We start from the raw sequence: 26,400 nt of genomic DNA, 5'->3' as shown, positions 1-26,400 counted from the left end.
TAGTGCGAGAATGACACCGAGACCGGGACGTCCGAACGGGACGCTCCGGCTCACTAACAAAGAGTGGGTATAGGTATGGCTCAGGGCAGTGTCAAGTGGTTCAACGGTGAAAAGGGCTTCGGCTTCATCGCCCAGGACGGCGGGGGTCCGGACGTGTTCGTCCACTACTCCGAGATCCAGGGCACCGGCTTCAAGTCGCTCGACGAGGGCCAGCGCGTCGAGTTCGAAATCGGCCAGGGCCAGAAGGGCCCGCAGGCCCAGCGCGTCAGCGTCATCTGAGCCACGAGGCACCTGAAGGCCCCCGTCCACTGGGCGGGGGCCTTCTTCGTGTGCGGCCACACGGCGGATTCACAACGATCAGGTAACGTGGAGGACGTAGCGAGCACGCCGCCGGCAGGAGCGGCGACGTCTCCCCTCGCCGCCCGCCGGGTGTTCCCGCTCCCCGGCCTCCCGCGCGTACCTCGCCGCGGTGCCGACCTGGAAACGAGTAGTGCATGACCGCCTCTGTGAAGGCTCCCCGTCCCGCGCCGAAACCGGTGCTCTCCGGTAAGCAGACGCTCGCCGAACTGATCACGATCCGCACGTTCCTGCTGGTCCCGTTCCTCGCGCTGGCCGCGGCCGTCCCGGTGTTCTGGGGCTGGGGCGTCAGCTGGCTGGACCTCACCATCGGCGGCGCGTTCTTCGTGGTGTCCACCCTCGGGGTGACCGTCGGCTACCACCGCTACTTCACCCACGGCGCTTTCCGCGCGAAGCGGGCCCTGCGAGTCGCGCTGGCCATCGCGGGCGGCCTCGCCGCCCAGGGCCCGGTGATCGGCTGGGTCGCCGACCACCGCCGCCACCACGCCTTTTCCGACCGCGAGGGCGACCCGCACTCGCCGTGGCTGTTCGGCACCTCCGCGGTGGCGCTCGCCCGCGGCTTCTGGCACGCCCACATGGGCTGGCTGTTCGGCCGCGACAAGACCAACGTCGAGCGGTTCGCCCCGGACCTCGCGGCCGACCGCGACCTGCGCGTCGTCGACCGGCTGTTCCCGCTGTGGGTGGTGCTGAGCCTGCTGCTCCCGCCGCTGCTCGGCGGCCTGCTCACGCTGTCGTGGTGGGGCGCGCTGACCGCGTTCCTCTGGGCGGGACTGGCCCGGATCTCGTTCCAGCACCACGTGACGTGGTCGGTGAACTCGATCTGCCACATGATCGGTGAGCGCCCGTTCGCGAGCCGCGACCGCTCGGCGAACTTCTGGCCGCTGGCGATCCTGTCGATGGGCGAGTCCTGGCACAACACCCACCACGCGGACCCGACGTCGGCCCGCCACGGCGCGCTGCGCGGCCAGATCGACGTCTCGGCGCGGGTCATCTGGCTGTTCGAGAAGCTCGGCTGGGCGTGGAACGTCCGCTGGCCGACGCCGAAGCGCCTGGCAGCGCTCGCCCGGTGAGCACCGTCGCCCTCACCTTCGACGACGGCCCGTACCCGTCGACCACGCCGGCCCTGCTGGCCGCCCTCGGCGAGGTGCGGGCGACGTTCTTCCTGTGGGGCGAGCACGCCGAGGCGCACCCGGCCCTGGTGCGCGCGATCGCCTCGGCCGGGCACGTGCTCGGCAACCACACGTGGACGCACCCGCGGCTCACGTCACTGGACGCCGCCTCCCGCGACGCGGAGATCCGCCGGACCCAGGAGCTGCTGACCTCGCTCACCGGCGTCCGCCCCGTGCTGTTCCGGCCGCCCTACGGCGACACCGATCCGGCCGTCGCGTCGGCCGCCGCCGAGCAGGGGCTCGACGAGGTGCTGTGGAGCGTCGACACCCGGGACTGGGCGGGGTGTTCCGCAGACGAGATCGTCACGGCGGCTTCGGCGGTGGAGCCGGGCGGCGTCGTGCTCATGCACGAAGGCCGCCCGGCCACCGTCGAGGCGGTGCCCCGCGTCCTGGCAGCTCTCGCCGCCCGCGGGCTGCATCCCGGTCCGGTGCAGCGGCCATGAGGGGCACGCTCATCGCTTTTGAGGCCAGGACCCGGCAAAGTCGGATCGACGGCGGCCGGCGGCGGGGCGGATGCGCCCCAATGTGGCCTTCGGTGCGTCGGACGCACCGAAGGCCACATTGGGTGCGCTCGGACTCGCATTACCAGACCCAGCAGACACACCCGTCACACCGGTCACTCAGCTCGGCTCAGGGGGCGGCCGGCCCGACGACTTTGCCGGGGCCGATACGCACCAATGTGGCGTTCGGTGCGTCCAACGCACCCAACGCCGCATCGGGTGCATCCGGAACCAGAACACCAGACCCAGCAGCCGCATCGGTCACTGCCTACACCGGCCAGCCGGTCGGACACGACTTAGCCGGCACCCGGTCGCCGGACGGCCGCCCGCACGTCATGAAGGGGTCGTTCACCTCGCCAGACGACATGAACGACCCCTTCATGACATTTCCCGCAACGCCGGGCAAACTGCGCGGCCGCGACTTGCCGGGCCCCTGACCGGAAGTCATGAGGGTGCCCCTCATGACTTCCGGTCAGGGGTTGATGCGGGTGTAGGCCGGTTTCGGGTGCAGGTTCTCGTCGAAGAGGCAGGCCGCGCCCTCGCCGGGGAACACGTCCGGGACCCAGGAGTGCCGGTCGGTGAAGCCCCACGTCGTGAACTCGACGCAGCGGCGGACCGCCTGGCAGCCGTCCCAGAGCTGGCCGAAGTAGCTCGCCTGGGTGTCGAGCTTCGCCGCGTCGGGCGGGGTCGGGATGCGGACGTCCGCCTCCGTGATCGCGACGTCCACGCCGAGCTTCGCCAGCCGGGCCAGGTTGGCCCGGTACTCCGCCGGGAAGCCGTACTGGATGGACAGGTGCCCCTGGATCCCGACGCCGCCGATCGGCACGCCCTGCCGCCGCAGGGTCTTCACCAGCTCGTACACGGCGTCGCTCTTCGGGTTGCGGCCTTCGATGTTGTAGTCGTTGAGGTAGAGCGTCGCCTTCGGGTCGGCCGCGTGCGCCCAGCGGAAGACGTCGGCGACGAAGCCGTCCCCGAGCTTCTGCCGGAACACCGTGTCGCGCCGCGTGCCGTCCTCGTTGAAGATCTCGTTGACGACGTCCCAGGCACGGACCTTTCCCTGGTACCGCTTGACTTCCGTCGTGATGTGGTCGCGCAGGACCCGGCGCAGCTCGTCGGCGGGGAGTGCGGCGACCCAGTCGGGGAGCTGGGAGTGCCAGACGAGCGTGTGGCCGCGGACGGTCTTGTGGTGCTCCTGGGCGTAGCGGACGATGGCGTCCGCGCCCGACCAGTCGTACTGCCCGCGGACGGCCTCGACGGTGCCCCACTTCATCTCGTTCTCGGGGGTGACATTGTCGAATTCGCGGGTGAGCACGGCCCGGTAATCGGTTTCCGACGCCAGGTAGGACGCGGCGACCGCGCTGCCGACATAGCGGTTCGTGGTGTATTGCAGCGGAACCGACGCGGAAGCCGCCGGCGCCTGCCACACCGCGATACCGGCGACGGCGGCGAGCACCACCACGGCACGTTTCTTCGGAATTCTTCTCAGCATCTTCACCCTTCCATCGACAATGGCGGACCGAAAGTTTCGAAGCGTTTGAATTCAGGTTTCGATGACCTAGAATCTCCTTCATGACAACGAAGTCCGAGGAACTCGAGCCGACCGCGTCCCGGGTCACGATCGCCCGGATCGCCGCCGAGACCGGCGTTTCGGTACCGACCGTTTCGAAAGTGCTGAACGGCCGCCCGGACGTCGCCGAAAGCACCCGCGCCCGCGTGGAAGCGGTCATCGGGAAATACGGTTACCGCCGCCGGGCCGACGAGCGGTCCCGCCGTTCGCGATTACTGGAACTGATGTTCCACGAACTCGAAAGCACGTGGGCACTGGAAATCATCCGCGGGGTCGAGTGCGTCGCCCGCGAAAACGGAATGGCGGTCGTGCTCGCGGAATCCTCGGGACGGCACACCCCCGGCCAGAGCTGGCTGGAGAGCGTCCTCGCCCGCCGCCCGGTCGGCATCGTTTCGGTGTGCTCGGACTTCACCGGCGGGCAGCTGGCCAAGCTGCGCGCCCGCGACATCCCGCTGGTCGTGGTCGACCCGGCCGGCGCCCCGGGCCCGGAGACGCCCTCGATCGGGGCCACGAACTGGCAGGGCGGCCTGACCGCGACCCGCCACCTGGTGGAGCTGGGCCACCGCCGGATCGCGATGATCGGCGGCCCGGAAGGCGTGCTGTGCAGCCGCGCGCGCATCGACGGCTACCGCACGGCCCTGGAGACGGCGGGCCTGGCGTTCGACCCGGCCCTGGTCCGCCGCGGCGACTTCCACGTCCGCTCGGGTTACCGCGAGCTGGCATCGTTGCTCACCCTCCCGGATCCCCCGACGGCGGTGTTCGCGGGCAGCGACCTGCAGGCCCTCGGCGTGTACGAAGCCGCCCGCGGCGCGGGGCTGCGCATCCCGGACGACCTGAGCGTGGTGGGTTTCGACGACCTGCCGATCGCCCGCTGGCTGACCCCGGAGCTGACGACGATCCGCCAGCCCCTGCAGGAGATGGCCGCCGCGGGCGCGCGGCTGGCGATTTCGCTGGCCCGCGGGGTGGTTCCGGAGAGCCAGCGGGTGGAGCTGGCGACGAGCCTGGTGGTCCGGCACAGCACGGCGGCGCCGGCCCACCGCCGAACCGCGGTCTTGTCGGGCGGCCTGCGATAACCGGCGGCGGGGGCCGGACGCGTAGCTTTCACGTGAAAGCTACGCGTCGGTCGTCGGGGGCGGCTCATCCCGGCCACCGCATGCTCTCCGGCGGCCCCAGGTAACTCGGCCGCAAGCCGCCCGTGTCGACCACCAGCTTCCGCAGCACCACCGCCGGGTCCACCATCCAGAACTTCAGCACGTGCGGGCCCGCCTCCCCCACCACGTGCGCCGTCGACGTCAGGTTCACGTTGTCCGACGTCGTGCGCTCCCACGGGCGGTTCATCGACGTGTCATCGGCGCCCGTCGCCTTCGTGATGTTCACGACCTGCGGTTCCGCGTCGTCGAACGAGACCGCGTAGCGCAGCCCGTCCCCCGCCAGCACGTTGTTGCGCGGCGCGAGGTGCGCCCACACCGTGACCGGCCCGGCCGTGAACAACGTCATCCGGTACTCCAGCCGGGCACCCGCTCCGGGCGCCACGCTCCCCGCCGTCACCGGGAACGGCGTCATCCCCAGGTCCGGGACGCGCCGCCACGAAACCGGCCCGGCACCGACGTTCGCGCTGCAGTGCGGCGCCTCGACCGACACGTACCCGCCCGCCTCGACGAACCCGCGGCGCCACGGGAGCGGCAAGTCCTGGTGCCGCACCACCGCGTCCACCACGACCGACGCACCGGCGCCCGACACCGTGATCGGCACCGTCGTCGTGCCCCGGGGCGCCCGGGCCCAGTCGATGCGCACGGTCATCCGCAGCTCCTCCTCCACTCGCCCGCCGCGCGGCTCGACCCGGACCCACGGCGCGCCCGGGGTGACCGTGCAGCGGAACGGCGTCCGGCCGCGGTTGAACACGTCGATGTACTGCGCCGGCGCGCTTTGCCACGGGCTGAACTCCGGCAGCACCGGCCGTCCCGGCGCGCCCGGCCACGCGTCGAGCGACCCGTCGACCGCCACGCCCAGCGACGCCGCGGCGGGGACGTCGAGGCGGCGCACCGCCGGGAAGATCACGTCCGGCAGGGCCACGTTGTTCAGCTCCGGCTGCTGCCAGGGCGCGTTCGGCCCGTACCGCTCGACATCGCCGTAGTCGATGTGCGGCTGGGTCTGGAGCCCCTGCCACTTCCCGCCCGCGACGGCGGTGTTGTACTTCTCCGCCAGCGCGAGGTCGTCGGCGAACCGGGCCTCGGTGACGGCGGCGAGCGCGTTCGCCGAAGCCCTCCCCTGTGCGGCGTACAGCAGGTTGGTGAACTCCGCACGCCGCAGCGCATACAGGTTCGCTGACGCCTGGACCTCGTAGCCCACCAGTTCGTAGAACGCGTCCCGGTACGCCGCGGGCACCCGGGCCGCGACGCGGGCGGCCCGCGCGCCCAGGTCCTGCCACTCGGCGGTGACCCGGTCCAGTTCGCCGTAGTTCTCCAGGCTGAACGGCGTCGCCTGGTCGTCGTAGGTGATGGCGCCGTCCGCGGCGAGGGTGGCCCGCCGGTTCAGCAGCTCCGGTTTCCGCCGCGACTGCAGCCGCCCGTAGTCGTGCAGCAGCCCGGCGATGTCCGCGGCGAGCGCCGAGCCGAAGTTCTCCGCGGCGAACTCGCGCTCCCAAGTGGACAATCGCGAAGCGGGCCACGCCGACGGGTTCCAGGCGTAGTCGAGGAAGAACTGCAGCGGCAGCTCGTTGCCCTTCATGTCCCCGACGTTCGCCACCCACAGCCGGTCGTTCCCGTGGGCGGCGGCCTGGTTCAGCTGCTCCCACGTGTTCGCGATCAGCGCGGTGTCGACCCACTTGTAGTTGCGGCCGCCCCCGACGTAGTCGAAGTGGTAGTACAGCCCGTACCCGCCCGGGTGCGGCGGCAGCGAGAGGTCCGGCTGCTTGCGGATGTTGCCCCAGTTGTCGTCGGTGAACACCACGATGACGTCGTCCGGCGGGCGCAGGCCCTGCACCCAGTACCGCTGGACCTCCTTGTAGAGCGTCCACACCTGCGGGACGTCGGTGCTCAGTTCGCGGGCGAGGATCTCCCGCTCGGCGGCGATGATCTCCCGCATCAGCTCGATGCCGTCGCCGTCGGGCAGGCTGACGTCGCCGTTGCCGCGCATGCCGAGCGTGACGACGCCTTCGAAGCCCTCGCGCGCCATCCGGCGGATGCCCTCGGTCCAGTACGCCTTGATGGCCTCGCCGTTGCGGCGGAAGCTCCACTCCCCCGTGCCGCCGTACGGGTCGTGGCCCGGCGTCGCGTGCCGGTTCCACTCCTCGATGCCGCGCATCATCGGCGCCTCGTGCGAAGTGCCCATGACGACGCCGTACTCTTTGGCCGTCGCGTGGTTGAGCGGGTCGTCCTCGGCGAAGGCCCGCCCCCACACCGCCGGCCACAGGTAGTTGGCCCGCAGCCGCAGCATCGTCTCGAACACCTTGGCGTAGAACAGGCGGTTGAAGCCGCCGGGGTAGCCCGGCGCGAGCCCCGGCCCGAAGTACCGCGGCGCCCAGGTGCCGAGCGCCGGGTTCTCGTCGTTGATGAAAAACCCGCGGTACTTCACGTGCGGGGTGCCGAGGCTGAACCGCTCCGCCGGGAAGTGCAGCTCGGCCTGCCGCCGCGGCGGGACGTCGGCCCACCAGTACCACGGCGAAACGCCGATCCGCCGCGAGACCTCGTAGACGCCGTAGATGACCCCGCGCTGATCGCTGCCGGTCAGCACGAGCCGCCCGTCGACGACCTGGCTCAGCGAGGTCTCCCACTTCCCGGCGATGTCCCGGACGTCCAGGTGCCCGGCCGCCACCAGCGAGTCGACCAGCGGGCTGTGCCCGAGGGTGCCGACCAGCACCACCGGACCCTCGGCGGGAACCGCGTCGGCCACGACGGGCCGGACGCCGGTGACGCGCTCGACGTCGGCGGCCAGGTCAACGGCGACCCGGCGGACTCCCGGCAGGTCGCCGGGGGCGACCACGATCGTCGCGGCCTTCCCCCGCGACACCAACGGGAACCCGGTCCCCGCCTCGGCGAGTCCCGGCAGGGCGGCCGACCCGGCCCCGGCCAGTGCGAGCAACTGCAGAAAGGTACGGCGGTGGACCTCGGACGGCACGGGAGACCTCCTGAGTCAGCCCTTCACGGATCCGGTCAGCCCGCCGACGATGCGCCGTTCGGCGAGCACGAAGAACGCGAGCGCCGGGATCATCGACAGCGCGGTGAACGCGAGCACGCGTGCGGTGTCCTGGGAGTACTGGGACTGGAACGTCGCGACGCCGAGCGGCAGCGTGAAGTGCGCGGAGTCGTTGAACACCAGCAACGGCAGCAGGTAGGCGTTCCAGCTGGTGACGAAGGCGAGAACGGCGACCGTGGTGAGGGCCGGGGTCGACAGCGGCAGCAGGATGCGCCAGAAGAACCCGAGCCGGCTCGCGCCGTCGAGCACGGCCGCGTCCTCGATCTCCCCCGGGATCGCGTGCATGAACGGCCGCAGGATCACGATCGTCACCGGCAGCGAGAACGCCGCCTCCGGGATCGCCACGCCCCAGAAGCTCTCGAGCATGCCCAGCTGGCGCAGCCACAGGTACAGCGGCAGCGTCGCCACCGTCAGCGGGAACAGCAGCCCGAGCGTGAACAGGGTGTACAGGCCTTCCCGGCCCTTGAACTGGTACCGCGACAGCGCGTACCCGGCCATCGAACCCAGGCCCACCGCGACCCCGGTCGCGATCACCGCGATCAGCGCGCTGTTGCCGAGGAACGTCCAGAACGCGCCCGAGCCGAGGACCGAGGCGTAGTTGTCCGAGATCCACGGGCTGGGCAGCCCGGCCGGGTCGTTGTTGAGCTGGGCGTTGCTGCGGAACCCGCCGAGCACGACGAACAGCAGCGGCACGACGGTCACCCCGAGCACGACGATCGCCGCGAGGTAGCCGACCGACAGGCCGAACCGGCGTGAACGCATCAGCCCACCATCCTCGTCAGGGCGCCCTGGGTGTCGCGGCGGAGCGCGAACCGCTGGTACAGCAGGGCGAACACGAAGCAGATGACGAACAGGATCACCGCCACCGCGGAGCCGAACCCGAACTCGTAGCGCTTGAAGCCGTGGTCGACCAGGTAGGACGCCATCGTCGTCGACGCGTTCGCCGGGCCGCCCGTCGTCATGATCCAGACGACGTCGAACAGCTGCAGCGAGCCGATCACCGACAGGAAGATCCAGATCCGGATGGTCGGCCCGAGCAGCGGCAGCACCACGTGACGAGTGGTCTGCCAGGCCGACGCGCCGTCCAGCGCGGCGGCTTCGCGCAGCTCGGCCGGCACGCCCTGCAGGCCGGCCAGCAGCAGGATGATGCCGAAGCCGACGTACTTCCAGGTGATCACCGCGAACAGCGTGTAGAGCACGATGCCCGGGTCGGCCAGCCACTGGTGGATCAGGCCGCCGAGCCCGACTCCCTTGAGCACCTGGTCGGCGAACCCGTTGGGCTGCAGCATCAGCACCCAGATCACCGCGGTGATGGCCTCGGAAAGCACGTACGGCGCGAACACCAGCGCGCGCAGCACCGCGCGGCCCCGCAGCTTCCGGTTGAGCAGCATCGCCAGCCCGATCGACAGCGGCAGCTGCACCACGATCGACAGCCCCGCGATGATCAGGTTGTGCACGATGGCGCTCTGGAACACCGACCCGCTGAAGGCGTCGACGTAGTTGTCGAAACCGATGAACTTGTCGAGCGGGCCGAAGCCGTTCCACTTGAACAGGCTGTAGAACGCGGCGATCCCGATCGGCACCAGGACGAACCCGGTGAACAGCAGCAGCGCCGGCCCGAGCAGCAGCGCCAGTTCGAGCCGCTTCCGCAGGCCGGACCGCCGCCGCCGGGCGCCGACCGCCGGTGCGGACGGCCGCGCCGCCGTCCGCACCGGGGTCGTCGCCGTGGTCACTTGTTACCCGCCGCGGCCTGGTTGACGGCGGTCACGATGCCTTCGGGGGTGCCCTGGCCGGCGAACATGTTGGCCACCGCGTCGTTCAGCGCGGCGCCGACCGCGGTCGGGAACGCCCGGTCGAAGTACATCTGCAGGTACGGCGACTTCGTGCCGTAGTCGTAGACGGCCCGCAGCGTGTCGGTCTTCAGCGACTTCGCGGCCACGGTGTTGACGGGCAGGCCGGCCCCCTGCGCGGCGAGCTGCGTCTGCACCGGCTCGCTGCCCAGGTACTGCAGGAAGTCCGCGCACGCCTTCGACGCGCGGGTGGTGCAGGCGAAGCCGTCACCGCCGCCGAGCACGGCCGCCGGGTCGCCCTGGCCGCCCGTCACGGACGGGAACGGGAACCAGCCGATCTTCGAATCCAGCTGCTTGTCGTCGGTCAGCGCCGACATCGTGCCGGGCTCCCAGTCGCCCTGCAGTTCCATCGCGGCCTTGCCGTTGGCGACGAGGCCGGCGGAGCTGCCCGCGCCCTGCTGGGCCGGCGTGCCGGCGAACCCGGTCTGGAACGGCTGCGTGGCCAGGAAGTTCTTCAGGTCCTGGCCGGCCTTCGTCCAGCACGGGTCTTCCAGCTTGACCGCCTTCACCGACTGCTTGAGCACGTCGACCGAGCATTCGCGGATGGCGAAGTAGTTGAAGTAGAAGGCGTCGGGCCAGCGGTCCTTGCCGCCGACCGAGATCGGCGCGATGTTCTTGGCCTTCAGCTGCGAAACGGCGGTGTTCAGCTCCTCCATCGTCTTCGGCGGGGTGGTGATCCCCGCCTGCTGGAAGAGGTCCTTGCGGTACCAGAAGCCGACGAAGTGCTGCTCGAACGGCACGCCGTACTGCTTGCCGTCGACCTGCCAGTTCTCCCCGAACTTGCCGGTGGTCTGGGTGATCCACGGCTTCGTGGCGTCGGTGATGTCGGCGACCTTGCCCGAGGTGATCTGCGAGGCGAGGTCACCGGCGCCCCAGGACTGGTAGACGTCCGGCGGCTCGGCCCCCTGCAGCGCGAGCGGGACCTTGGTGGGGAAGTCCTCGTTCTGCAGCGGCTGGGCCTTGATCGTGACGTCGGGGTGCGCCTGGTGGTAGTCGGCGACGACCTTCTCCCAGATCGACTTGATCGGGTCGGTCGTCCCGTTGTGCCACCAGGTGAGGGTGACCGGCCCGCTCGGCTGGGCTGGCGCGTCACTCCCCCCGCTGCACGCGGCGAGCGCGAGCGGGACGACGGCCGCCAGTGCGGCGAGAACGGGGATCCGGCGTTTTGCGAACATCGTGGGTCCACTCCTGACGACTTCGGCCGAGTTGGACGGGGCGTGACAGCGCCCGGGTTGGCGAAGAGTCTGCACCTGGGGCAAATCGGATGTCAATCGTTGTCGATAACGTTTTCCATGGTTAGTCTGAGCCGATGCAGCCCAGCTCGAGGGTGACCATCCGTGACGTCGCGGCGCGTGCCGGTGTCTCGGTGGCCACGGTTTCCAAAGTGATCAACGAGCGCTACGGCGTTTCCGCCGCGACGCTCGCCCGCGTCCGCGCGGTCATCGAAGAACTCGGCTACGAGGCCAGCCTCGTGGCGCAGAGCCTGAGAAACCACCGGACCAACGTCATCGGCATCCTGGTCGCCGACCTGGAACCGTTCTCGACCGAGCTGCTCAAGGGAGCCGCGGACGCCATCCGCGGCAGCGGTTTCGAGCTCGTCGTCTACTCCGCGGGCGGGCGCACCGGCGATCCGTCGGGTTGGGAGAAGCGCTACCTCTCCCGCCTGTCCGGCACCCTCGTTGACGGAGCCGTGCTCGTCACGCCCGCCGTCTCGCTCGAAGCCGTGCCCGGCACGCCGGTGGTCGCGGTCGACCCGCACACCGGCCCGTCGCACCTGCCGACCATCGACTCCGACAACCTCCGCGGCGCGCAGCTGGCCACCGAGCACCTCCTGGACCTCGGCCACCGGCGCATCGCGTTCCTCGCCGGCCGGCCCGACCTCGAATCGGCGTCCCTGCGCAAAGCCGGTTACCTGCGCGCACTCGAGGCCGCGGGCGTGCCCGCCGACGAGAACCTGATCCGGATCGGCGCCTACGACCCGGAAGTCTCCGCGGCCTCGGCCCACGACCTGCTGACCGGCCCGGACCGCCCGACCGCGGTGTTCGCCGCGAACGACATCTCGGCCATCGCGACCGTCGGCGCGGCCCGCGAACTGGGGCTTTCGGTGCCGGACGACCTTTCCGTCGTCGGCTTCGACAACGTCCCCGAGTCCGCGCTCTGCAGCCCGCCACTGACCACAGTGGACCAGCCCATCCGCGAAATGGGCCACCGCGCGATCAGCATGCTCATCGCCCTGATCAACGGCGACGAGGTCGCGCGCACCCACGTCACCCTCGACACCGGCCTCGTGGTGCGGCACTCGACCCGGGCCCTCTCCTGAACTTCCCTCCGTGACATCCGGGGCTCCGCCCCGGGCCGGGGGCTCCGCCACCCGGAACCCCCGAAAGCTTCTGAAGAAGGGCGGAAAGCCTTGACCACCCAGCCCACCACGGCACCGGAGCCGTGGCGCGACCCCACGGCCGACCCGGGCGAACGCGTCCGCGCGCTGATGGCGCGGATGACCCTCCGCGAGAAGCTCGCCCAGCTCTACGGCGTCTGGGTCGGCATCGACTCCGGCGGCGAGATGGCCCCGCACCAGCACGAGTTCGTCGACGCGGCGCTCGACTTCGACGACCTGGTCCGCCACGGCATCGGGCAGCTGACCCGCGTGTTCGGCACCCGCCCGGTCGACCCGGTGATCGGCGCGCACAGCCTGGCACGGACCCAGCGGCAGATCGTGTCCAGCAGCCGGTTCGGGATCCCCGCCGTGGTGCACGAAGAGTGCCTGACCGGGCTGGCCGCGTGGCAGGCGACGATCTACCCCGCGCCGCTGTCGTGGGGCGCGACGTTCGACCCGGACCTCATCCGCCGCATGGGCGAGCGGATCGGGCTGACCATGCGCGGCCTCGGCGTGCACCAGGGCCTCGCGCCGGTTCTCGACGTCGCCCGCGACCTGCGCTGGGGCCGCGTCGAGGAGACCATCGGCGAGGACCCGTACCTGGTCGGCACGATCGGCAGCGCGTACGTCGCGGGGCTCGAATCGGCCGGCATCGTCGCGACCCTCAAGCACTTCGTCGGCTACTCCGCCTCGCGCGCCGGCCGTAACCTGGCCCCGGTTTCGGCCGGGCCGCGGGAAATCGCGGACGTCCTGCTCCCGCCGTTCGAGCTGGCGCTGCGCGCGGGCGCCCGGTCGGTGATGAACGCCTACACCGACACCGACGGCGTCCCCTCCGCCGCCGACGCGTCGCTGCTGACCGACCTGCTGCGGGACACCTACGGCTTCGACGGCACGGTCGTCGCCGACTACTTCTCCGTGGCGTTCCTGCACCGGCTGCACGGGGTCGCGGCCGACCGCGCCGACGCCGCCGGCCAGGCGCTCACCGCGGGCATCGACGTGGAACTGCCCACCATGGACTGCTACGGCGAGCCGCTGCTCGCCGCGGTGGAAGGGGGTGCGGTCGACGCCGCCGCCGTCGACCGCGCCCTCGAACGGGTGCTGCGGCAGAAGTGCGAACTGGGCCTGCTCGACGCCGACTGGGCGCCCGAGGTGCCGGAGGAGATCGACCTCGACGACGCCGATTCGCGGACGCTGGCCCGTGAGGTGGCCGAAAAGTCGATCGTGCTGCTGCACAACGACGGGACGCTCCCGCTGTCCCCCGGCGCTCGCGTGGCCGTGGTGGGTCCGCGCGCGGACGCGGCGGGCGCGATGCTCGGCTGCTACTCGTTCCCGCTGCACGTCGGCGTCCACCACCCCGACGTCCCGTTCGGGGTTTCGGTGCCGACGGTGCTGGAAGCGCTGCGGTCGTCCTACGACGTCAGCTACGCGCTCGGCTGCCCGGTCACCGGCGGGGACGACGCCGGGATCGCGGAAGCCGTGGCGACATGCGCGGACGCGTCGGTGTGCGTGGCCGTGCTGGGCGACCGGGCCGGGCTGTTCGGCGGCGGGACGTCCGGCGAAGGCTGCGACGCGCCCGACCTGCGGCTGCCCGGCCGGCAGGAGGAACTGCTGGACGCGCTGCTCGACACCGGCAAGCCGGTCGTCGTGGTGCTGCTTTCGGGCCGGCCGTACGAGCTTTCCCGCCAGCTCCCCCGGCTGGCCGCGGTCGTCGCCGGGTTCTACCCCGGCGAGGAAGGTGCTTCGGCGCTCGCGGACGTCCTCAGTGGACGGATCGACCCGGCCGGCCGGCTGCCGGTGAGCTTCCCGGCGGCGGGCACGAGCCAGCCGTCGACCTACCTGGCGGCGCCGCTCGGCCGGCGCAGCGAGGTCAGCACGGTCGACCCCACGCCGCTCTTCCCGTTCGGACACGGGCTTTCCTACGCGCCGGCGACCTGGCTGGACGTCAGCGCGACGGGCTCGGTCTGGCCGACCGACGGCGTGTGCCGGGTCCGGGTCACGCTGCGCAACGACCACGAGCGCGAGACGTCCGAAGTCGTCCAGGTGTACCTGCACGACCCGGTCGCCGAGGTCGCGCGGCCCGAGCGCCAGCTGATCGCGGCCCGCCGCGTCACGCTGGCCCCGGGCGCGACCGAGGTGCTGGACATCGGGCTGCACGCGGACCTGACGTCCTACACCGGCCGCGCGGGCCGCCGCCAGGTCGACCCCGGCGACGTCGAACTGCGCGTCGGGACCTCGAGCGAGCAGATCGTCGCCACGCTGCACTGCACCCTGACCGGGCCGCGCCGGCACGTCGGCTTCGACCGGGTCCTGGCGCCGGAGTTCTCGCGGTGAGACGCGCAGCGCTGGTCGCGACGCTGGCGGTCCTGACCGCGTTGTTCGCGGGCGCCTCGGCCCGGCCGCCGTCGTCGCACTGGGTGGCGACGTGGACGTCGATGCCGCAGCTGACCGAACCCGCGAACCTGCCGCCGGCGCCGTACACCGGCACCGACCGGGTGCTGGACAACGCTTCCCTGCGGCAGACGGCGCACGTCACGGCCGGCGGGCCCCGCATCCGCCTGCGGTTCTCGAACGCCTTCGGCGGGGCTCCCCTGCCGCTGACGGCGGTCACGGTGGCGCGCCCGGTCGCGGGTGCCGCCGGGGTGCCGTCGGTGGTCCCGGGCAGCGTCGTGCCGGTGACGTTCCACGGCAAGCCGTCGACGTCGGTCCCGGTGGGCGCGCAGGTGGTCTCGGACCCGCTGCCCTTCCCGGTGCGGCCCTTCGAGAACATCGCCGTGACCGCGTACCTGGCGCAGGGGCAGGCTTCGCTGTCGGTCACCTCGCACCCGGGCTCGCGGACGACGTCGTACCTGGTGCCCGGCAACCAGGTCACGGCGGCGGACCTGCCGGGCGCGACCCCGGTGGACCACTGGTACTTCCTGAGCGGCGTCGAGGTGCTGTCGCCGGCTTCGGCGGTGGCGGTGATCGGCGACTCCCTGTCCGACGGCCGCGGTTCGACGACGAACGGCAACGACCGCTGGCCGGACGTGCTGGCGTCCCGCGTGCCGTCGGCGGTGCTCAACGAGGCCGCGGGCGGCAACCGCGTCCTGCAGGACGGCCTGGGCCCGAACGTGCTGGCCCGCCTGGACCGCGACCTGCTCGCCCAGAGCGGCGTGTCGTGGGCGATCGTGTTCGAAGGCGTCAACGACATCGGCACGGCCACCCCGGCCGGCGCCGCGGACGTGGCCGAGCAGCTGATCGACGCCTACGACCAGATCCTGGTCCGCGCCCACGCTGCCGGCATCGACGTGTACGGCGCGACCCTGACCCCGTTCGGCGGCAACACGAATTACGACACCCCGGAACGCGAGGCGGCGCGGCAGCGGGTGAACGCGTGGATCCGCGAGCCGGGCCATTTCGACGCGGTCCTCGACTTCGACCGCGTGGCCCGCGACCCGTCCGCCCCGGCGCGGCTGCTGCCGGCCTACGACGTCGGTGACCACCTGCACCTCAACCCCGCGGGATATCGCACATTGGGTTCGAGCGTTCCCGCGCACCTATTCCGGAACAGGTGAAAGAAATGTCCACGTGCCGGAAAGTGGACAATTCCTGGACGTCATTTCCGGCCGGACATCACGGATCGCCGAACCGCCCCTGACGGACCGTGATCACCCCGGCGAGCGCCGGATATCCGTTGGGACACAAGCGAGTCTCGAAGGTGGGGGCCTGTGCCGCGCGTCACAGGCTTCACCCTATAGTGGCGCCGTCTGATCGTCCTCACAGTGAGTCGTCGCTCCCCGGGAAGGGAAACCATGTCCGACGTCATCAACAGCATCTTCGGCCGCCCCAAGAACGAAAACCCCAGCTCCGGCGGGTACGCCTACGGCACCGTCGAGCCCGAGCCCGTGGTCGCCGAGGCCCCGGCCGACAGCGCCGAGGAGACGGATTCCGCGGCCGAGGCCGAAGCGACCGCGGAAACCGCCGTGGCCGTCGACAGCGACACCGACGAGGACGTGGCGGGCACCGAAGAGGACACCGCCGAGACCGAAGAGGACGACACGGACTCGGACGCCGTGGCCGAGGACGACACCGACGCGGTCGCCGAAGACGACGCGGACGCCGAGTCCGCGGAGGACGACTCCACCACCGAAGACGAGACCGACTCCGCCGAGGACGACTCGGCCGCCGACGACGCCGAGCCCGAAGCCGTCGCCGCCGAAGAAGACGAGGCAGCCACCGAGACCGAGCCGGCCGCGGAAGCGGAACCGGTCGCCGAGACCGAACCCGCCGCCGAGGCAGTCGTCGCCGAAGCCGAAGCCGTGGTCACCGGAGCGGCCGCCGAGACCCGCCCCGCGGCCGGCACCCGCGGCAGCACCACGGTGGCCGACGGGGTGGTCGCGAAGATCGTCACCCGCGTCGCCGCCAAGGCCGAAGGCGTGCACAGCGTCGCCGAAGACGGCATCACGATCGAACTCGCCGACGAGGTCGCCTGGATCACCATCCCGCTGGTGATCGACTTCGGCCACGCAGTCAAGGCGCTCGGCGAGCAGATCCGGGTCGCCGTGATCGACGCCGTCGAGCAGTACCTCGGTCTCGACGTCGAGGTCGTGGACGTCCACGTCACCGACATCCACTTCCCGGAAGCGGACTGATCCCCCGGCGCCCGGTCCCGCCACCCGGGACCGGGCGCCGCACCGGACGGTCCGGGCGTTGATCTCTCCCCCGCCGGGGTGAAGCCGGTGCGAGAACCCGCCGCGGCCGCTTTTCTCTCCCGTCGCGCTGGGAGAACACTCGCCACTCCTTCGAGTGGCGCGAGCCCGATGATCTTCATCATTACCGGGCACGCGAAGTCACGCGTCGTCGATTTCCCGCGTGAGTAAAGGATTTCCCGGTCCCGTCGCCTCTCCCGCCGTCGTCGGCCGGGTGCGGCGGTGCGCTGCTACTGTTCCGCCGCTCTGGTCCGGACCACTCCGGCCAGGTCCTTCTCGCGGGCGGCCGGCTCCTCGCCGCCCCGATCTCCGGAAAAGGCGACACTTGACCCACCTGAACCACCCCGGCCTGCCCGAGCCCGCGCCGGACACACCCGACTGGCACGTCACCGCGTTCCGCGGACCGCGACCGGGCGACGGCGACCACTCGCTGCTCGACGCCGTTCGCGCGCTGCGCGCCCGCATCCTGTTCGACCACGGCCGCCGCCCCGCGTTCCGCCGCGCGGACGGCACCCACGCCGACGACCAGGACCTCGACTTCGGCGCCTGGCACTTCCTCGCGCGGCGCAGTCCCGGCGGCCCGCCGCTGGGCTACATCCGGCTGTCCACACCGGACACCGGCGCGCGCTTCCAGTCCCGCGACTTCCTCGGCGACGAAGGCTACGAAGAACTCCTCGCGGCCGAAGGCTTTCCGGAAGGCGAGGTGTTCGAGCACAGCAGGCTCGTGGTCGAGCACCGCGCCCGCAAGCTCGGGCTCGGCCTCCACCTGAACGCACTGGCCATCGGCGCGGCACACCACCTCGGCGCACGGGCGATGATCGGCACCTCCGGCACGAAGGACGGCCAGGACCGCTTCCACGAGCGCTTCGGCTTCCGGCCCGTCCGCGGTACCCGCCGCTACGTGCCGCAGTACACCGAAGACGTCGTGATCATGCTCCACCGCGTCGCCGACGGCGGCGGGCAGCACCACGACCTGATCACCCGGTTGCGCGACGAGTTCCCGGTCATCGCCGCGGCGGGCCCGGGCCCGCTGCTCCCCGTGCCGCCCGCGCGCCGCACCTCCCCGGTCACGCTGACCGGTACCGCCGCGCCCGATCGCGACACGTTCCGGCCGGTCCTGCACACCGCGGCCGATCTCGACGCGCTGCTGGCGTCCGGCGACGTCCGCGAAGTCCACGACACGATCGACGAGCAGCTCACCGAGCTGGTCCGCAGCCGCGAACCGGCGTGCCGCGACGCCGTCGAGGTCGAGCGCAAGAAGCGTGAACAGCTGGCGGGTGCCGAGCCGTGGGAGTACGGCACCTGGGCGTGGTACCCGTGGTCGGGGCGGCTGGTGCACGTGCTGCCGCGCGAGGAGTTCCGGCTCGTGCGCACCGACCGCAACCGCGGCCGCATCGAGCGGCCCGAGCAGCGACGGTTGTTCGGCAAGCGGATCGGCGTAATCGGTCTGTCGGTCGGCAACAGCGCGGCGCTGACCTTCGCGCTGGAGGGCATCGGCGGCGCGTTCAAGCTGGCCGACTTCGACGACTTCGGGCTGTCCAACCTGAACCGGCTGCGCGGCGGGCTGCACGACCTCGGCGTCAACAAGGCGGTGCTCTCGGCGCGGCAGATGTTCGAGATCGACCCCTACCTCGACATCGAGATCGAGCGGGCCGGGCTGACCCCGGAGACGATCGAGCGGTTCTTCGCCGGCGGGCTCGACCTGCTCGTCGAGGAGTGCGACACGCCGTGGGTGAAGATCGCGGCGCGCGAGTACGCCCGCGACCTCGGCGTGCCGGTCGTGATGGACTGCAACGACCGCGGCATGCTCGACGTCGAGCGGTTCGACCGCGAACCCGACCGCCCGCTGCTGCACGGCCTGCTCGGCGACGTGAAGTCGGTCGACGTCCTGGAGCTGACCGCGAAGTCCCGGACCGAGCTGATCCTGGCCATGGTGGACGCGGGCCGGATCAGCCCGGAGCTGGCGGCGTCGTTCGGTGAACTGGGCCGTACCTTGAGCAGCTGGCCGCAGCTGGCTTCGGGGGTGGCGCTCGGCGGCGCGCTGTGCGGGGAGGCGGCCCGCCGCATCCTGCTCGGCCGGCCGTGCGGGTCGGGCCGGTTCTACACCGACCTCGACCAGCAGTTGCACCCCTCGCGCGACGTCTACGCGGGCGGTGCGCGATGACGGCGCTCCCGGTCCCGGTGGCCATCACGGGCACCGGCGTGCACCTGCCCCCGCAGGTCGTGACGAACGCCGAACTCGCGGCGACGCTGGACACGTCGGACGAGTGGATCGTCAGCCGCACCGGCATCCGCGCCCGCCGCCGCCTCGCGCCGGACCGCGCCACTTCGGACATGTGCGCGGCCGCGGCGCACCCCGCCCTGGCCGCGGCCGGCGTCTCGCCGCGCGACCTCGACGCGATCATCGTCGGGACGTACACCTACGACCAGCCGTTGCCCTCGACGGCGCTGATCGTGAAGGAACTGCTCGGCGCGGACCGCGCGCTGCCCCTCGACGTCACGCAGGCGGCGTGCGCGAACGGCGTCCAGGCGCTGTTCCTGGGCGCGCACCTGCTGCAGACGTCGGCGGCGCGGACGGTCCTGGTCCTGGCGGCGGACTGCGCGTCGCGGGTGACCGACCCGGCCGACCGCACCACGAGGGTGTTCTTCGGCGACGCGGCCGGCGCGGCGGTGCTCACCCGCGCCGCCGCGGGAGCGGGCCTCCTGGGCTGGGACTTCGGCTCGGAGTTGTCGTACGACGTCGAAATCCCCGCCGCCGGTGAGTACTTGAAGATGAACGGCCGCGCGGTCTGGAACACGGCGACCCGGTGCCTCCCGGACAGCATCCTCCGGGCGGCGGACCACGCGGGCGTGCCGGTCGAGGAGATCACGCACTTCTTCCTGCACCAAGCGAACCTGAACATCCTCACCGCGGCGCTGGACAAGCTTTCGATCCCCCGTGACCGCGCCCCGATCACGGTGGACACCCTGGGCAACACGGGATCGGCCGGGGTGTTCACGGCCCTGCACACCCGGTTCGGCTCCGGCGCGGTCAGCCCGGGCGACACGTACGTCGTGTCGTCCATCGGCGCGGGCTTCCAGTGGGGCACGTTGTGTTTCCGCCACGGCTGAGGTGACCGCCCTTCCCGGTCCGTAACACGAACGGCGGCCGGCTCGACCGTGGGTAGACTGCCGTTGCGCACGGTAACGGATCGGGAAGGCGGCACATGCCCATCGACAAGGTCAGGGTGGATCTGGGCTGGGGCCCGGCGAAGCTGTCCGGCGAATGGCGCCCGGACCAGGCGGAACGCGATGCGGCGTGGGAACTGTACGTCGAGCTGGTCACCCGCATCACGGTGGCGCCGCTCGCCCCGAACCACGGCATCCTGCGGGAGGCGCTTTCCTCGCTGTACCAGCTGTTCGGGGTGACGCGGGAGATCCTGCGCAAGTACGGCCCGTCCGTGGCGAAGCCGCCTCGGAAGAGTGAGTACCGCTTCGGGCACCTCGCGATCTGGATGTTGAACGCGGTGCTGCGCCCGGTGCTGGCCCAGTGGCACCCGGCGTTGCAGGAGTGGGAGGCGACCCGGCCCGAGGGCACGGCGATCGTCGCCCACGAGGCGGCTTGGGAGCGGTCGCAAGAACTGCGGGACGAGCTGGAGAAACTGCGGCTGGTGCTGCTGCAGTACGCGGAGATCTTCGCGCAGGTGTGCGAAGCGCCGGCGTTGATCGACGCGACGCACGCGATCCTCGCCCAGTACGAGGAAAAGCAGGCCTAACGCACGACCTCGTACCGCAGGTGCGTGACGTCGCGGTCTTCGAGGCGGCGGACCAGCCGCAGTTCGACCGGGTCCGACTCCCCGAACAGCCGCCGTCCGCCGCCAAGGAGCACCGGGACCAGGTGGATCTCCAGCTCGTCCAGCTGCCCGGCCGCCAGCAGGGCCTGCGCCGCGCCCGCGCCGTGCACCATGACACCGCGCTCACCGGCCGCCGCGCGGGCCTCTTCGGCGCAGGCCACCACGTCGGTGAAGTACCGCGTGCTGCCGGGCGCCGGGTCGGCCGGGTCGACGCGGTGGGTCAGCACGTGGATCGGCACGCCGTCGTGGTGGTCGCCACCCCACCGGCCGGCCAGCTCGTACGTCCGCCGTCCCGAGATGATCGCGCCGGTCGCCGACGCCTCGCGGTACACCTGCCCGCTGACTCCGTCGCCGTGGCGGTCGTCGAGCCAGTTGAACAGCCGGCCGCCCCCGCGGCCCAGCTCCTGGCCGGGCCGGTCGTCGGGGCCGGCGATGTAGCCGTCGAGGGACATGCTCATGTAGAGGCGGATCACGGGGTGCTCCTCGGGTCGGGTGCGCTTCACCCCTGCGTCGAACGAACTCCGCCCGGATCGACACGCTCACGTTTCCCGTGCGCGGGAAATCACCTCCTCCAGCCGCAGCGGGCTGGCCGGGTGGTGGCTCAAGCACAGCGGCGTCGCCACCTGGCGGAACCCGAACGCCTCCCCCGCCACGTAGAACTGGGCGCGCTCCAGCCGTGAGATGTCCGCGACCGGGCTCCCCTTCGCGCGCGCCAGCTCGTTGGCCGCCGCGATCTGGGCCGGGCTGTTGAGGCGGCCGAAGAACTGCGTCATCGCGTTGCCGACGACCTGGTTGTGCAGCCCCTTCGGCGCCTGCGTGGCGAACAGCAGCCCCAGCCCGTACTTGCGGGCCTGGGAGGCGAGCACGATCGTGCTGCGGGTGCTGGCCGTCAGCGAACCCGAAGACGCCATCGTCTGCGCTTCGTCCATCACGAACAGCGCTCCCAGCGGCCGGTCCCCCGCCGGATTGCGCTTGATCCAGGCGAACAGCTCCATCTGCAGCTGGTTGACGAAGTTCTGCCGCTGCTCCTCCGCCTGCAGGCCCACGAAGCTGATCACCGAGACCCGCGCCCGCTTGCCCTCGGCCGGGGTCAGCAGCACGCCCGGATCCACCGGTTCGCCGCCACCCGCGAAGAGCGGATCGTTGACCATCGCCGCCTTGAGGACCTCGGCCAGCCCGGCCGCGATGCGCTTGGCGTCGTTGAGGTTGCTGACGTCCTCAGGCAGGTCGGTCAGCAGCTCGATCAGCTCCGGCAGGCTCCGCGACCCGGTGCGCGCGTGCTGGACCACCGCCTGCCGAAGCACCGCCAGCCCGATGTTGGTCTTCGCCGTGGTCCCGGTCAGCCGGGCCTGCGGCGCCAGCGTCGCCACGGCCACCTCGACCGCCGCCGCGAACTCGTCGGAGTCGTCGAGGACACCGGCGAAGTCCGGCAACGGCTGGAAGGCCAACGGCCGCCCGGTCGCCCGGCCCGGCGTCCAGACGACGACGTCCGTCTCGGCGAGATAGCGCTTCGCCAGCTGGGCGTCGTCGGGACCCCAGCCCTCCGGTGGTGTCGGCCAGGCGTCGCCGAGGCGGGCGAGGTCGTTGTTCGGGTCCAGCACGATCGCGGAAACCCCCAGGAGAGCGCACTCCTCCACGATCCGCCGGAGCAGCACGGTCTTCCCCGAACCGGACCCCGCGAAAACGGCGGCGTGCTTGCGCAGCGCGGAGAGTTCGACCCGCACCGGCTCCCCCGAGCCGACGACGGTCCCGAGCGTGATCTCCCCATCCCCCGGCGGCGGATGCGTCCCTTCCGCGGGCTGCCCCGACGGCTTCTCCGGCAGCACGGCGGAAAGCAGCTCGGACCGGCTCGCGGGCCGGCGGTCGATGAGCCACTCGTGCAGCTCGCGGCCGCCGTTGGCGAGCATCTTGTCCAGCGCCCAGAAGATCCGGACGTCGGCCGCGCTCGGCGGGATCGTCTTGCCGCCCGCGGTCGTGAACTTCTCGACCTCTTCCCGCGTCTTGGCCCCACGTCCCCAAGCGTCGCGGAGGATCACGAGGTGCCGGTTGTCCGCACCTTGCCGCTGCCCCGCCGCGGACCGCGCCTTCCGGAACCGGCTCAGCGCGGCCCGCGGATCCCGGGCCGCGATCGCCCGGAACGCCCAGTGCTCCTGGAGGTCCGCGGCCTCGTCGAGGGTCCGGGTGAGCCAGGCGTGCACCTCGCTGCGCGCGTTCTGCCGCTCGCACGACCACTCGAGGTCGTCGTCCCCGACTTCGGTGACCCAGCACCGCAAAGCGGCGGAGAGCAGGTCCGGCATGGCCTTGTCGACGGTCTTCTCGGCCAGCAGCTTCCCGGGATCGGCTTCCGCCTGCAGCTTCTCGAACTGGCTGTCCAGCTCGGCGAACCGATCGCTCTCGACCGCGGTGCGCACGGGCGCGGCCGGGACCGTGACCTTTTCGTCGAAGGACACGAGCTCCCTGACCTGCCCGCTGCGCAGGCACGCGTCGATGTGCGCGCCGATCCGCTTCAGCAGCTCACGAGGTGTCCACTGCTCCCACGGCTCGTCGAACGCCTCGGGCGCGACCGGCCAGGTCGGGTACGGCGGCGTGAAGTCCATGGCTTGGTAGGCGACGCCCAGCCGCTTTTCCACGAGTGCCCGGCCGACCTCGGCGTGCGTGATCCGGCCGAGCATCACCGATTCCCGGAAGCGATCCGGGACGGTTCCCGCCGCCTTCGTCTTGATCTGCTCCCACGTTGACGGCAGGCAAGCCAGCACGGTCAGGGTCTTGTGCGTGACCTCGCGCAGACCCATCAGCCCGTCCGCGATCTGAGCCACCAGCAGATCGTCTCCGACACCGTCGCTCAGCATGCCCTTGGTCGAGCGGGCGACCAGCGTGTCGAGCTGGTCGACGGCGATCACGACCGGCCCGGTGAGGGCGAGCAGCCGCGTGATTTCCTGCACGAGAACCCGAGACGGTTTCGGCCGCGAGTAGATGTTCCACTGGCGCGCTTCCGAGGTCAGCTCGGCGTCGCCGTCGAGGAAGTCCTCTCCGATGTACTTGGCGCCGCGGTCCCGGCTGGCGATGAGCACGAGGGCCCGCGCGGTGTCCCCGCATTCGTCGGCGACCATTTCGTCGAGCGACGCCACTCCGTCGACGAACGCTTCGACGTCTTCCACCGTCAGCCCGCGCCCCCGCCGGATCCTCGCCTCGACCTCGGCGTGGACGTGTGCCCGCAGGCACACGCGAAGCAGGAATCGCTTCAGCTGGGACTCGCCCGAATCGTCCGGGCGAGTCAGTCCACGGCGCAGCGCCTCGGCCGTGTTCTCCCAGAACGCTTCGGCGGCGGTGACGTCGTCGAGGAAGAAGTAGCCCCGCGCGCGGTGCACCTGACGCCGGACGAGGCCGAGCAGGTGGGTCTTGCCGACCCCCTTCAAGCCGCGCAGGACGAGCCCGATCGGACTGGGCCCGTCGCTGGTCACCGCGTCGCGGATGCCCGTGTCGAGTGCGGCCAGCGCATCAGCGTGCAACCCGTCGACGTGGTAAGGCGAATCCTTCCAGACGTGGTCGGGTGTGTCCGCCCAGTCGAAGCTCAGCGTCGCCAGTGCTTTCAGCTCGTCCATCACGACGCCTCGAAAGCGACGAAGTGGTTGTCCTCGCCGCCGATGCGGATCGCCGCTTCGTGGTCGGCCGCGGTGAGCGCCTTGCGGTTGTCCTCCGGCACCAGGTGGATCTTGCCGAGCCGGCTCAGCTCCTTGAGCACGGCGTCGACCTCGGCGGCGGGCGCGCCGAGCTTCGGGCGCAGGTCGACCAGGCCGACCCACCCGCGCGGCTCCTTCACGAGCTCGCGGTAGGCGAGCCGGATGCGGTCTTCGAGGCTTCCGCCCGCAACGGGCGTTTCCACCGGGCCCGCTTCGCCCTCGGTGAAGAGGTCGGCCAGCCGGAGCTTCTCCCGCCGCAGGTACTCCCCCAGCCGGCCGAGGATGACGTAAAGCGCCGCCGCCAGCGGGCTCTGGCCCCGCTGCGGGGGCGGACCGCCCGCCGCCAGCTCCTGCTCGCACCACGCCCAGCCGCTCTCGCTCAGCTCGTGCACGAAACTCCGCTTGGGTCCCGTCCGGTCGCTGTCGACGTACCCGAGCTTGTTCAGCCCCGTGCGCTCGGTGCCCGTGAGGGTGAACCCCACGACCTCCTCCAGCTCCTGGTTGGACACCTCCCGGCCCAGCACCATCAGCGTGAACATCGCCGCGGTTTGCTTCTGTCCCAAGCGGTCCGTCATTCGACTTCCTTCCGGTGCTGCGTCGTGGTTTTCGCGCGGGCGTCGAGCAGGCGCAGGAGCCAGTCGATCGCGTAGCGGGTCGACTCGGGCGCCGCGTCGCGGGCGTCGCCGTTCGGGGGGCGGGCGCGGGTGGTCACCGCCAGGTCGGCCGCGAGGTCGTTCGCCCGGGCGTCGTCGCCGGCGCCGATCGCCGCGCGGAGGCCGTCGACCAGTTCGTCGACCAGGTCCCAGCGGGACGGGCGCAGCCGCGCCTCGCGGGCCTGGTGCAGGACTTCGGCGACGTCGACCGCTTCGAGCAGCGGGGTGAAGCCCTGGAGCTGGGCGACCAGGTCGCGGGCGACCTCCGCCGGGCCGCGGGCGCCGAGGCGGATGTAGCGCAGGTTGCCGACGTAGCCCGGCAGGCCGGCCGCCTCCGTGCCGGAGGTCAGGACGGGGATGACCCGGCGGTCCTGGCCGAGCGTCCGGTGCAGGAACAGCTCGACCTCCGCCGCCTGCCAGCGGCTCACCTTGCCGTCGACGACCAGGCACAGGTGGCGGGCGTCGTCCTCGGCCCGGGACAGCAGGGAGCGGTCGCCCGACAGGGACTTCACCACCCGGACGTTCAGCTTCTCCAGCTCCGCCACCAGCTCGGCGGCCGGTCCCACCGACGACCGCGGGATGCTGACCCGCAGTTCGTGCTTGAACTCCTGGCGGCTCGCGCGCACCGCCGCCACGTAGGCGTCACGGTTCTCCGCCAGCAGGTCCGTGCGGTCGAGGCGGCACGCGATCACCGCCGCGACCGTCTCCAGCGCGAACCCGATCTGGTCCGCGCTCGGCGTCTTCTCCGACAGCACCGGCAGCTGCTCGCCGAAACTCCAGTAGGACACGTACGGCAGCGTGAGGTGCCGGGACATCGTCTCCAGCGCGACGCTCTGGTCCAGCCACGTCCGGTACAGCTCGGCGGTCTCGCCGACGACGATCTTCCGCCACTCTTCCGACCGGCCGTACTCCTCCCGGTTGTCGAAGCGCGACAGGATCGGCAGGACGGTCAGCCGCGACCGGTCGAACGGCAGCAGGTTCCGCGCCTTGTCCGCGCGCCCGGCGAGGTCCATCGCGCCACGGATGCTCTGCCGGTTCGCCGTGAACAGCACCACGAGGTGGTCCGGCAGGTGCGCGGTGCAGATGCTGCCGATGTCGGAGATCCCGGTGCGGCTGTCGATGAGCACGAAGTCGTAGTCGTTCGTCCACTGCTCGCGGCACTTCTCGAGGTACTCGCCGAACCCCTCGTCGTAGAGCTCGTCCCAGTCGATCGCCTGCACCTGGCCGACGTACGCCGGCCCCTCGCTCCCGGCCGCCATGAAGTCGAGCGCGCGGGCGCCCCGCAGCCGCATGACGTGCGCGTTCGGCGCGAACCGGCCGGCTTGGAAGTCCGCGACGAGGTCCACCACGCCGCCGCGGGGCCGGCCCGGCAGCTGCGGCCGGAAGTAGTCGCCGAGCCCTGGCGCTTCGAGGTCCCAGTCCAGGCAGAGCACCCGGTGTCCCCAGCGGGCGAGGAGCACGGCGATGTTGGCCAGCGTGAAGCTGCGGCCGACGCCGCCCTTGTACGAGTAGAAGGTGAACACCGAACCCGGCAT

Annotated in this window: 20 protein-coding genes; 11 read left to right on the top strand and 9 right to left on the bottom strand. The window is 71.4% G+C overall.

Annotation, left to right across the window (positions count from 1 at the left end; translation table 11 throughout):
- Positions 1-75: 75 nt before the first annotated feature.
- The 3 genes from H4696_RS08290 (at position 76) to H4696_RS08280 (ending at position 1,969) form a co-directional block, all read left to right on the top strand.
- Positions 76-279 (top strand): cold-shock protein, encoded by a 204-nt coding sequence (locus tag H4696_RS08290; protein WP_086680104.1) that lies wholly within the window; start codon positions 76-78, stop codon positions 277-279.
- Between the two features lie 215 nt (positions 280-494).
- The gene (locus H4696_RS08285; protein WP_086862544.1) at positions 495-1,427 is read left to right on the top strand and encodes an acyl-CoA desaturase; all 933 of its coding nucleotides are present in this window, start codon (positions 495-497) and stop codon (positions 1,425-1,427) included.
- Positions 1,424-1,969 carry a polysaccharide deacetylase family protein gene (locus H4696_RS08280; protein WP_086862553.1) on the top strand — a complete coding sequence of 182 codons (546 nt, stop codon included), beginning with the start codon at positions 1,424-1,426 and terminating at the stop codon, positions 1,967-1,969. The genes H4696_RS08285 and H4696_RS08280 overlap by 4 nt, the downstream gene beginning before the upstream one ends.
- 529 nt (positions 1,970-2,498) lie before the next feature.
- Here H4696_RS08280 and H4696_RS08275 read toward each other — a convergent pair.
- Positions 2,499-3,515: an endo-1,4-beta-xylanase gene (locus H4696_RS08275; RefSeq protein ID WP_225955627.1), complete on the bottom strand. Its 1,017-nt coding sequence runs from the start codon at positions 3,513-3,515 to the stop codon at positions 2,499-2,501.
- A gap of 80 nt (positions 3,516-3,595) precedes the next feature.
- Here H4696_RS08275 and H4696_RS08270 point away from each other — a divergent pair, with 80 nt between their 5' ends.
- On the top strand, positions 3,596-4,666 hold the full coding sequence (locus H4696_RS08270) for a LacI family DNA-binding transcriptional regulator (protein WP_086862543.1): 1,071 nt from the start codon (positions 3,596-3,598) through the stop codon (positions 4,664-4,666).
- A 64-nt stretch (positions 4,667-4,730) separates the two neighbouring features.
- Here the strand turns inward: H4696_RS08270 and H4696_RS08265 are convergent, their stop codons facing one another.
- Genes H4696_RS08265 through H4696_RS08250 form a run of 4 tightly spaced genes read right to left on the bottom strand, consistent with a single transcriptional unit; the run spans position 4,731 to position 10,812 of the window.
- Positions 4,731-7,673 carry a glycosyl hydrolase 115 family protein gene (locus H4696_RS08265; RefSeq protein ID WP_225955626.1) on the bottom strand — a complete coding sequence of 981 codons (2,943 nt, stop codon included), beginning with the start codon at positions 7,671-7,673 and terminating at the stop codon, positions 4,731-4,733.
- Positions 7,674-7,724: 51 nt separating this feature from the next.
- Positions 7,725-8,549, bottom strand: coding sequence for a carbohydrate ABC transporter permease (locus tag H4696_RS08260; protein ID WP_086862541.1), 825 nt, complete (start codon positions 8,547-8,549; stop codon positions 7,725-7,727).
- Positions 8,549-9,520, bottom strand: a complete 972-nt coding sequence (locus H4696_RS08255; protein WP_086862540.1) for a carbohydrate ABC transporter permease — start codon at positions 9,518-9,520, stop codon at positions 8,549-8,551. Before H4696_RS08255 ends, H4696_RS08260 begins: the two co-directional genes overlap by 1 nt.
- A complete protein-coding gene (locus H4696_RS08250; RefSeq protein WP_086862539.1) occupies positions 9,517-10,812 on the bottom strand; it encodes an extracellular solute-binding protein in 1,296 nt (431 codons plus the stop codon). The genes H4696_RS08255 and H4696_RS08250 overlap by 4 nt, the downstream gene beginning before the upstream one ends.
- Positions 10,813-10,946: 134 nt before the next feature.
- Between H4696_RS08250 and H4696_RS08245 the strand changes: the two genes are divergently transcribed.
- The 7 genes from H4696_RS08245 (at position 10,947) to H4696_RS08215 (ending at position 20,454) form a co-directional block, all read left to right on the top strand.
- Positions 10,947-11,957 (top strand): LacI family DNA-binding transcriptional regulator, encoded by a 1,011-nt coding sequence (locus H4696_RS08245; RefSeq protein ID WP_166640652.1) that lies wholly within the window; start codon positions 10,947-10,949, stop codon positions 11,955-11,957.
- 90 nt (positions 11,958-12,047) lie between these two features.
- Positions 12,048-14,345, top strand: coding sequence for a beta-xylosidase/alpha-l-arabinosidase (locus H4696_RS08240; RefSeq protein ID WP_086862537.1), 2,298 nt, complete (start codon positions 12,048-12,050; stop codon positions 14,343-14,345).
- Positions 14,342-15,565, top strand: coding sequence for an SGNH/GDSL hydrolase family protein (locus H4696_RS08235; RefSeq protein WP_249027097.1), 1,224 nt, complete (start codon positions 14,342-14,344; stop codon positions 15,563-15,565). The genes H4696_RS08240 and H4696_RS08235 overlap by 4 nt, the downstream gene beginning before the upstream one ends.
- Before the next feature lie 237 nt (positions 15,566-15,802).
- Entirely contained in the window at positions 15,803-16,642 is an 840-nt protein-coding gene (locus H4696_RS08230) for an Asp23/Gls24 family envelope stress response protein (RefSeq protein ID WP_192782159.1), read from the top strand.
- A 382-nt stretch (positions 16,643-17,024) separates the two neighbouring features.
- The gene (locus H4696_RS08225; protein ID WP_086857679.1) at positions 17,025-18,863 is read left to right on the top strand and encodes a ThiF family adenylyltransferase; all 1,839 of its coding nucleotides are present in this window, start codon (positions 17,025-17,027) and stop codon (positions 18,861-18,863) included.
- Positions 18,860-19,810 carry a 3-oxoacyl-ACP synthase III family protein gene (locus tag H4696_RS08220; RefSeq protein ID WP_086857680.1) on the top strand — a complete coding sequence of 317 codons (951 nt, stop codon included), beginning with the start codon at positions 18,860-18,862 and terminating at the stop codon, positions 19,808-19,810. Before H4696_RS08225 ends, H4696_RS08220 begins: the two co-directional genes overlap by 4 nt.
- A 95-nt stretch (positions 19,811-19,905) precedes the next feature.
- Positions 19,906-20,454 (top strand): hypothetical protein, encoded by a 549-nt coding sequence (locus H4696_RS08215; RefSeq protein ID WP_086857681.1) that lies wholly within the window; start codon positions 19,906-19,908, stop codon positions 20,452-20,454.
- Here the strand turns inward: H4696_RS08215 and H4696_RS08210 are convergent.
- The 4 genes from H4696_RS08210 to H4696_RS08195 form a co-directional block, all read right to left on the bottom strand.
- Complete coding sequence (locus H4696_RS08210; RefSeq protein WP_249026895.1) at positions 20,451-21,005, bottom strand: dihydrofolate reductase family protein; 555 nt, start codon at positions 21,003-21,005, stop codon at positions 20,451-20,453. The two genes, H4696_RS08215 and H4696_RS08210, sit on opposite strands and share 4 nt — an antisense overlap.
- Positions 21,006-21,071: 66 nt before the next feature.
- On the bottom strand, positions 21,072-24,134 hold the full coding sequence (locus H4696_RS08205) for an ATP-binding protein (protein WP_086857682.1): 3,063 nt from the start codon (positions 24,132-24,134) through the stop codon (positions 21,072-21,074).
- Positions 24,134-24,787 (bottom strand): hypothetical protein, encoded by a 654-nt coding sequence (locus H4696_RS08200; RefSeq protein ID WP_086857683.1) that lies wholly within the window; start codon positions 24,785-24,787, stop codon positions 24,134-24,136. Before H4696_RS08200 ends, H4696_RS08205 begins: the two co-directional genes overlap by 1 nt.
- Positions 24,784-26,400: a CATRA system-associated protein gene (locus H4696_RS08195; protein ID WP_086857684.1), complete on the bottom strand. Its 1,617-nt coding sequence runs from the start codon at positions 26,398-26,400 to the stop codon at positions 24,784-24,786. Before H4696_RS08195 ends, H4696_RS08200 begins: the two co-directional genes overlap by 4 nt.

The sequence above is a fragment of the Amycolatopsis lexingtonensis genome, from assembly GCF_014873755.1.
In the GTDB taxonomy this organism is placed as follows: Bacteria; Actinomycetota; Actinomycetes; order Mycobacteriales; family Pseudonocardiaceae; genus Amycolatopsis; species Amycolatopsis lexingtonensis.
Note: the sequence above shows the minus strand (reverse complement) of the source record. Positions and strands in the feature narration are given on the sequence as shown.

Bases quoted from the DNA above. Each gene is read 5' to 3' on its own strand.
- H4696_RS08290 (WP_086680104.1), top strand. From the start codon at position 76: ATGGCTCAGGGCAGTGTCAAGTGGTTCAACGGTGAAAAGGGCTTCGGC.
- H4696_RS08285 (WP_086862544.1), top strand. From the start codon at position 495: ATGACCGCCTCTGTGAAGGCTCCCCGTCCCGCGCCGAAACCGGTGCTC.
- H4696_RS08275 (WP_225955627.1), bottom strand. From the start codon at position 3,515: ATGCTGAGAAGAATTCCGAAGAAACGTGCCGTGGTGGTGCTCGCCGCC.
- H4696_RS08270 (WP_086862543.1), top strand. From the start codon at position 3,596: ATGACAACGAAGTCCGAGGAACTCGAGCCGACCGCGTCCCGGGTCACG.
- H4696_RS08260 (WP_086862541.1), bottom strand. From the start codon at position 8,549: ATGCGTTCACGCCGGTTCGGCCTGTCGGTCGGCTACCTCGCGGCGATC.
- H4696_RS08250 (WP_086862539.1), bottom strand. From the start codon at position 10,812: ATGTTCGCAAAACGCCGGATCCCCGTTCTCGCCGCACTGGCGGCCGTC.
- H4696_RS08245 (WP_166640652.1), top strand. From the start codon at position 10,947: ATGCAGCCCAGCTCGAGGGTGACCATCCGTGACGTCGCGGCGCGTGCC.
- H4696_RS08230 (WP_192782159.1), top strand. From the start codon at position 15,803: ATGTCCGACGTCATCAACAGCATCTTCGGCCGCCCCAAGAACGAAAAC.
- H4696_RS08220 (WP_086857680.1), top strand. From the start codon at position 18,860: ATGACGGCGCTCCCGGTCCCGGTGGCCATCACGGGCACCGGCGTGCAC.
- H4696_RS08215 (WP_086857681.1), top strand. From the start codon at position 19,906: ATGCCCATCGACAAGGTCAGGGTGGATCTGGGCTGGGGCCCGGCGAAG.
- H4696_RS08205 (WP_086857682.1), bottom strand. From the start codon at position 24,134: ATGGACGAGCTGAAAGCACTGGCGACGCTGAGCTTCGACTGGGCGGAC.
- H4696_RS08200 (WP_086857683.1), bottom strand. From the start codon at position 24,787: ATGACGGACCGCTTGGGACAGAAGCAAACCGCGGCGATGTTCACGCTG.
- H4696_RS08195 (WP_086857684.1), bottom strand. From the start codon at position 26,400: ATGCCGGGTTCGGTGTTCACCTTCTACTCGTACAAGGGCGGCGTCGGC.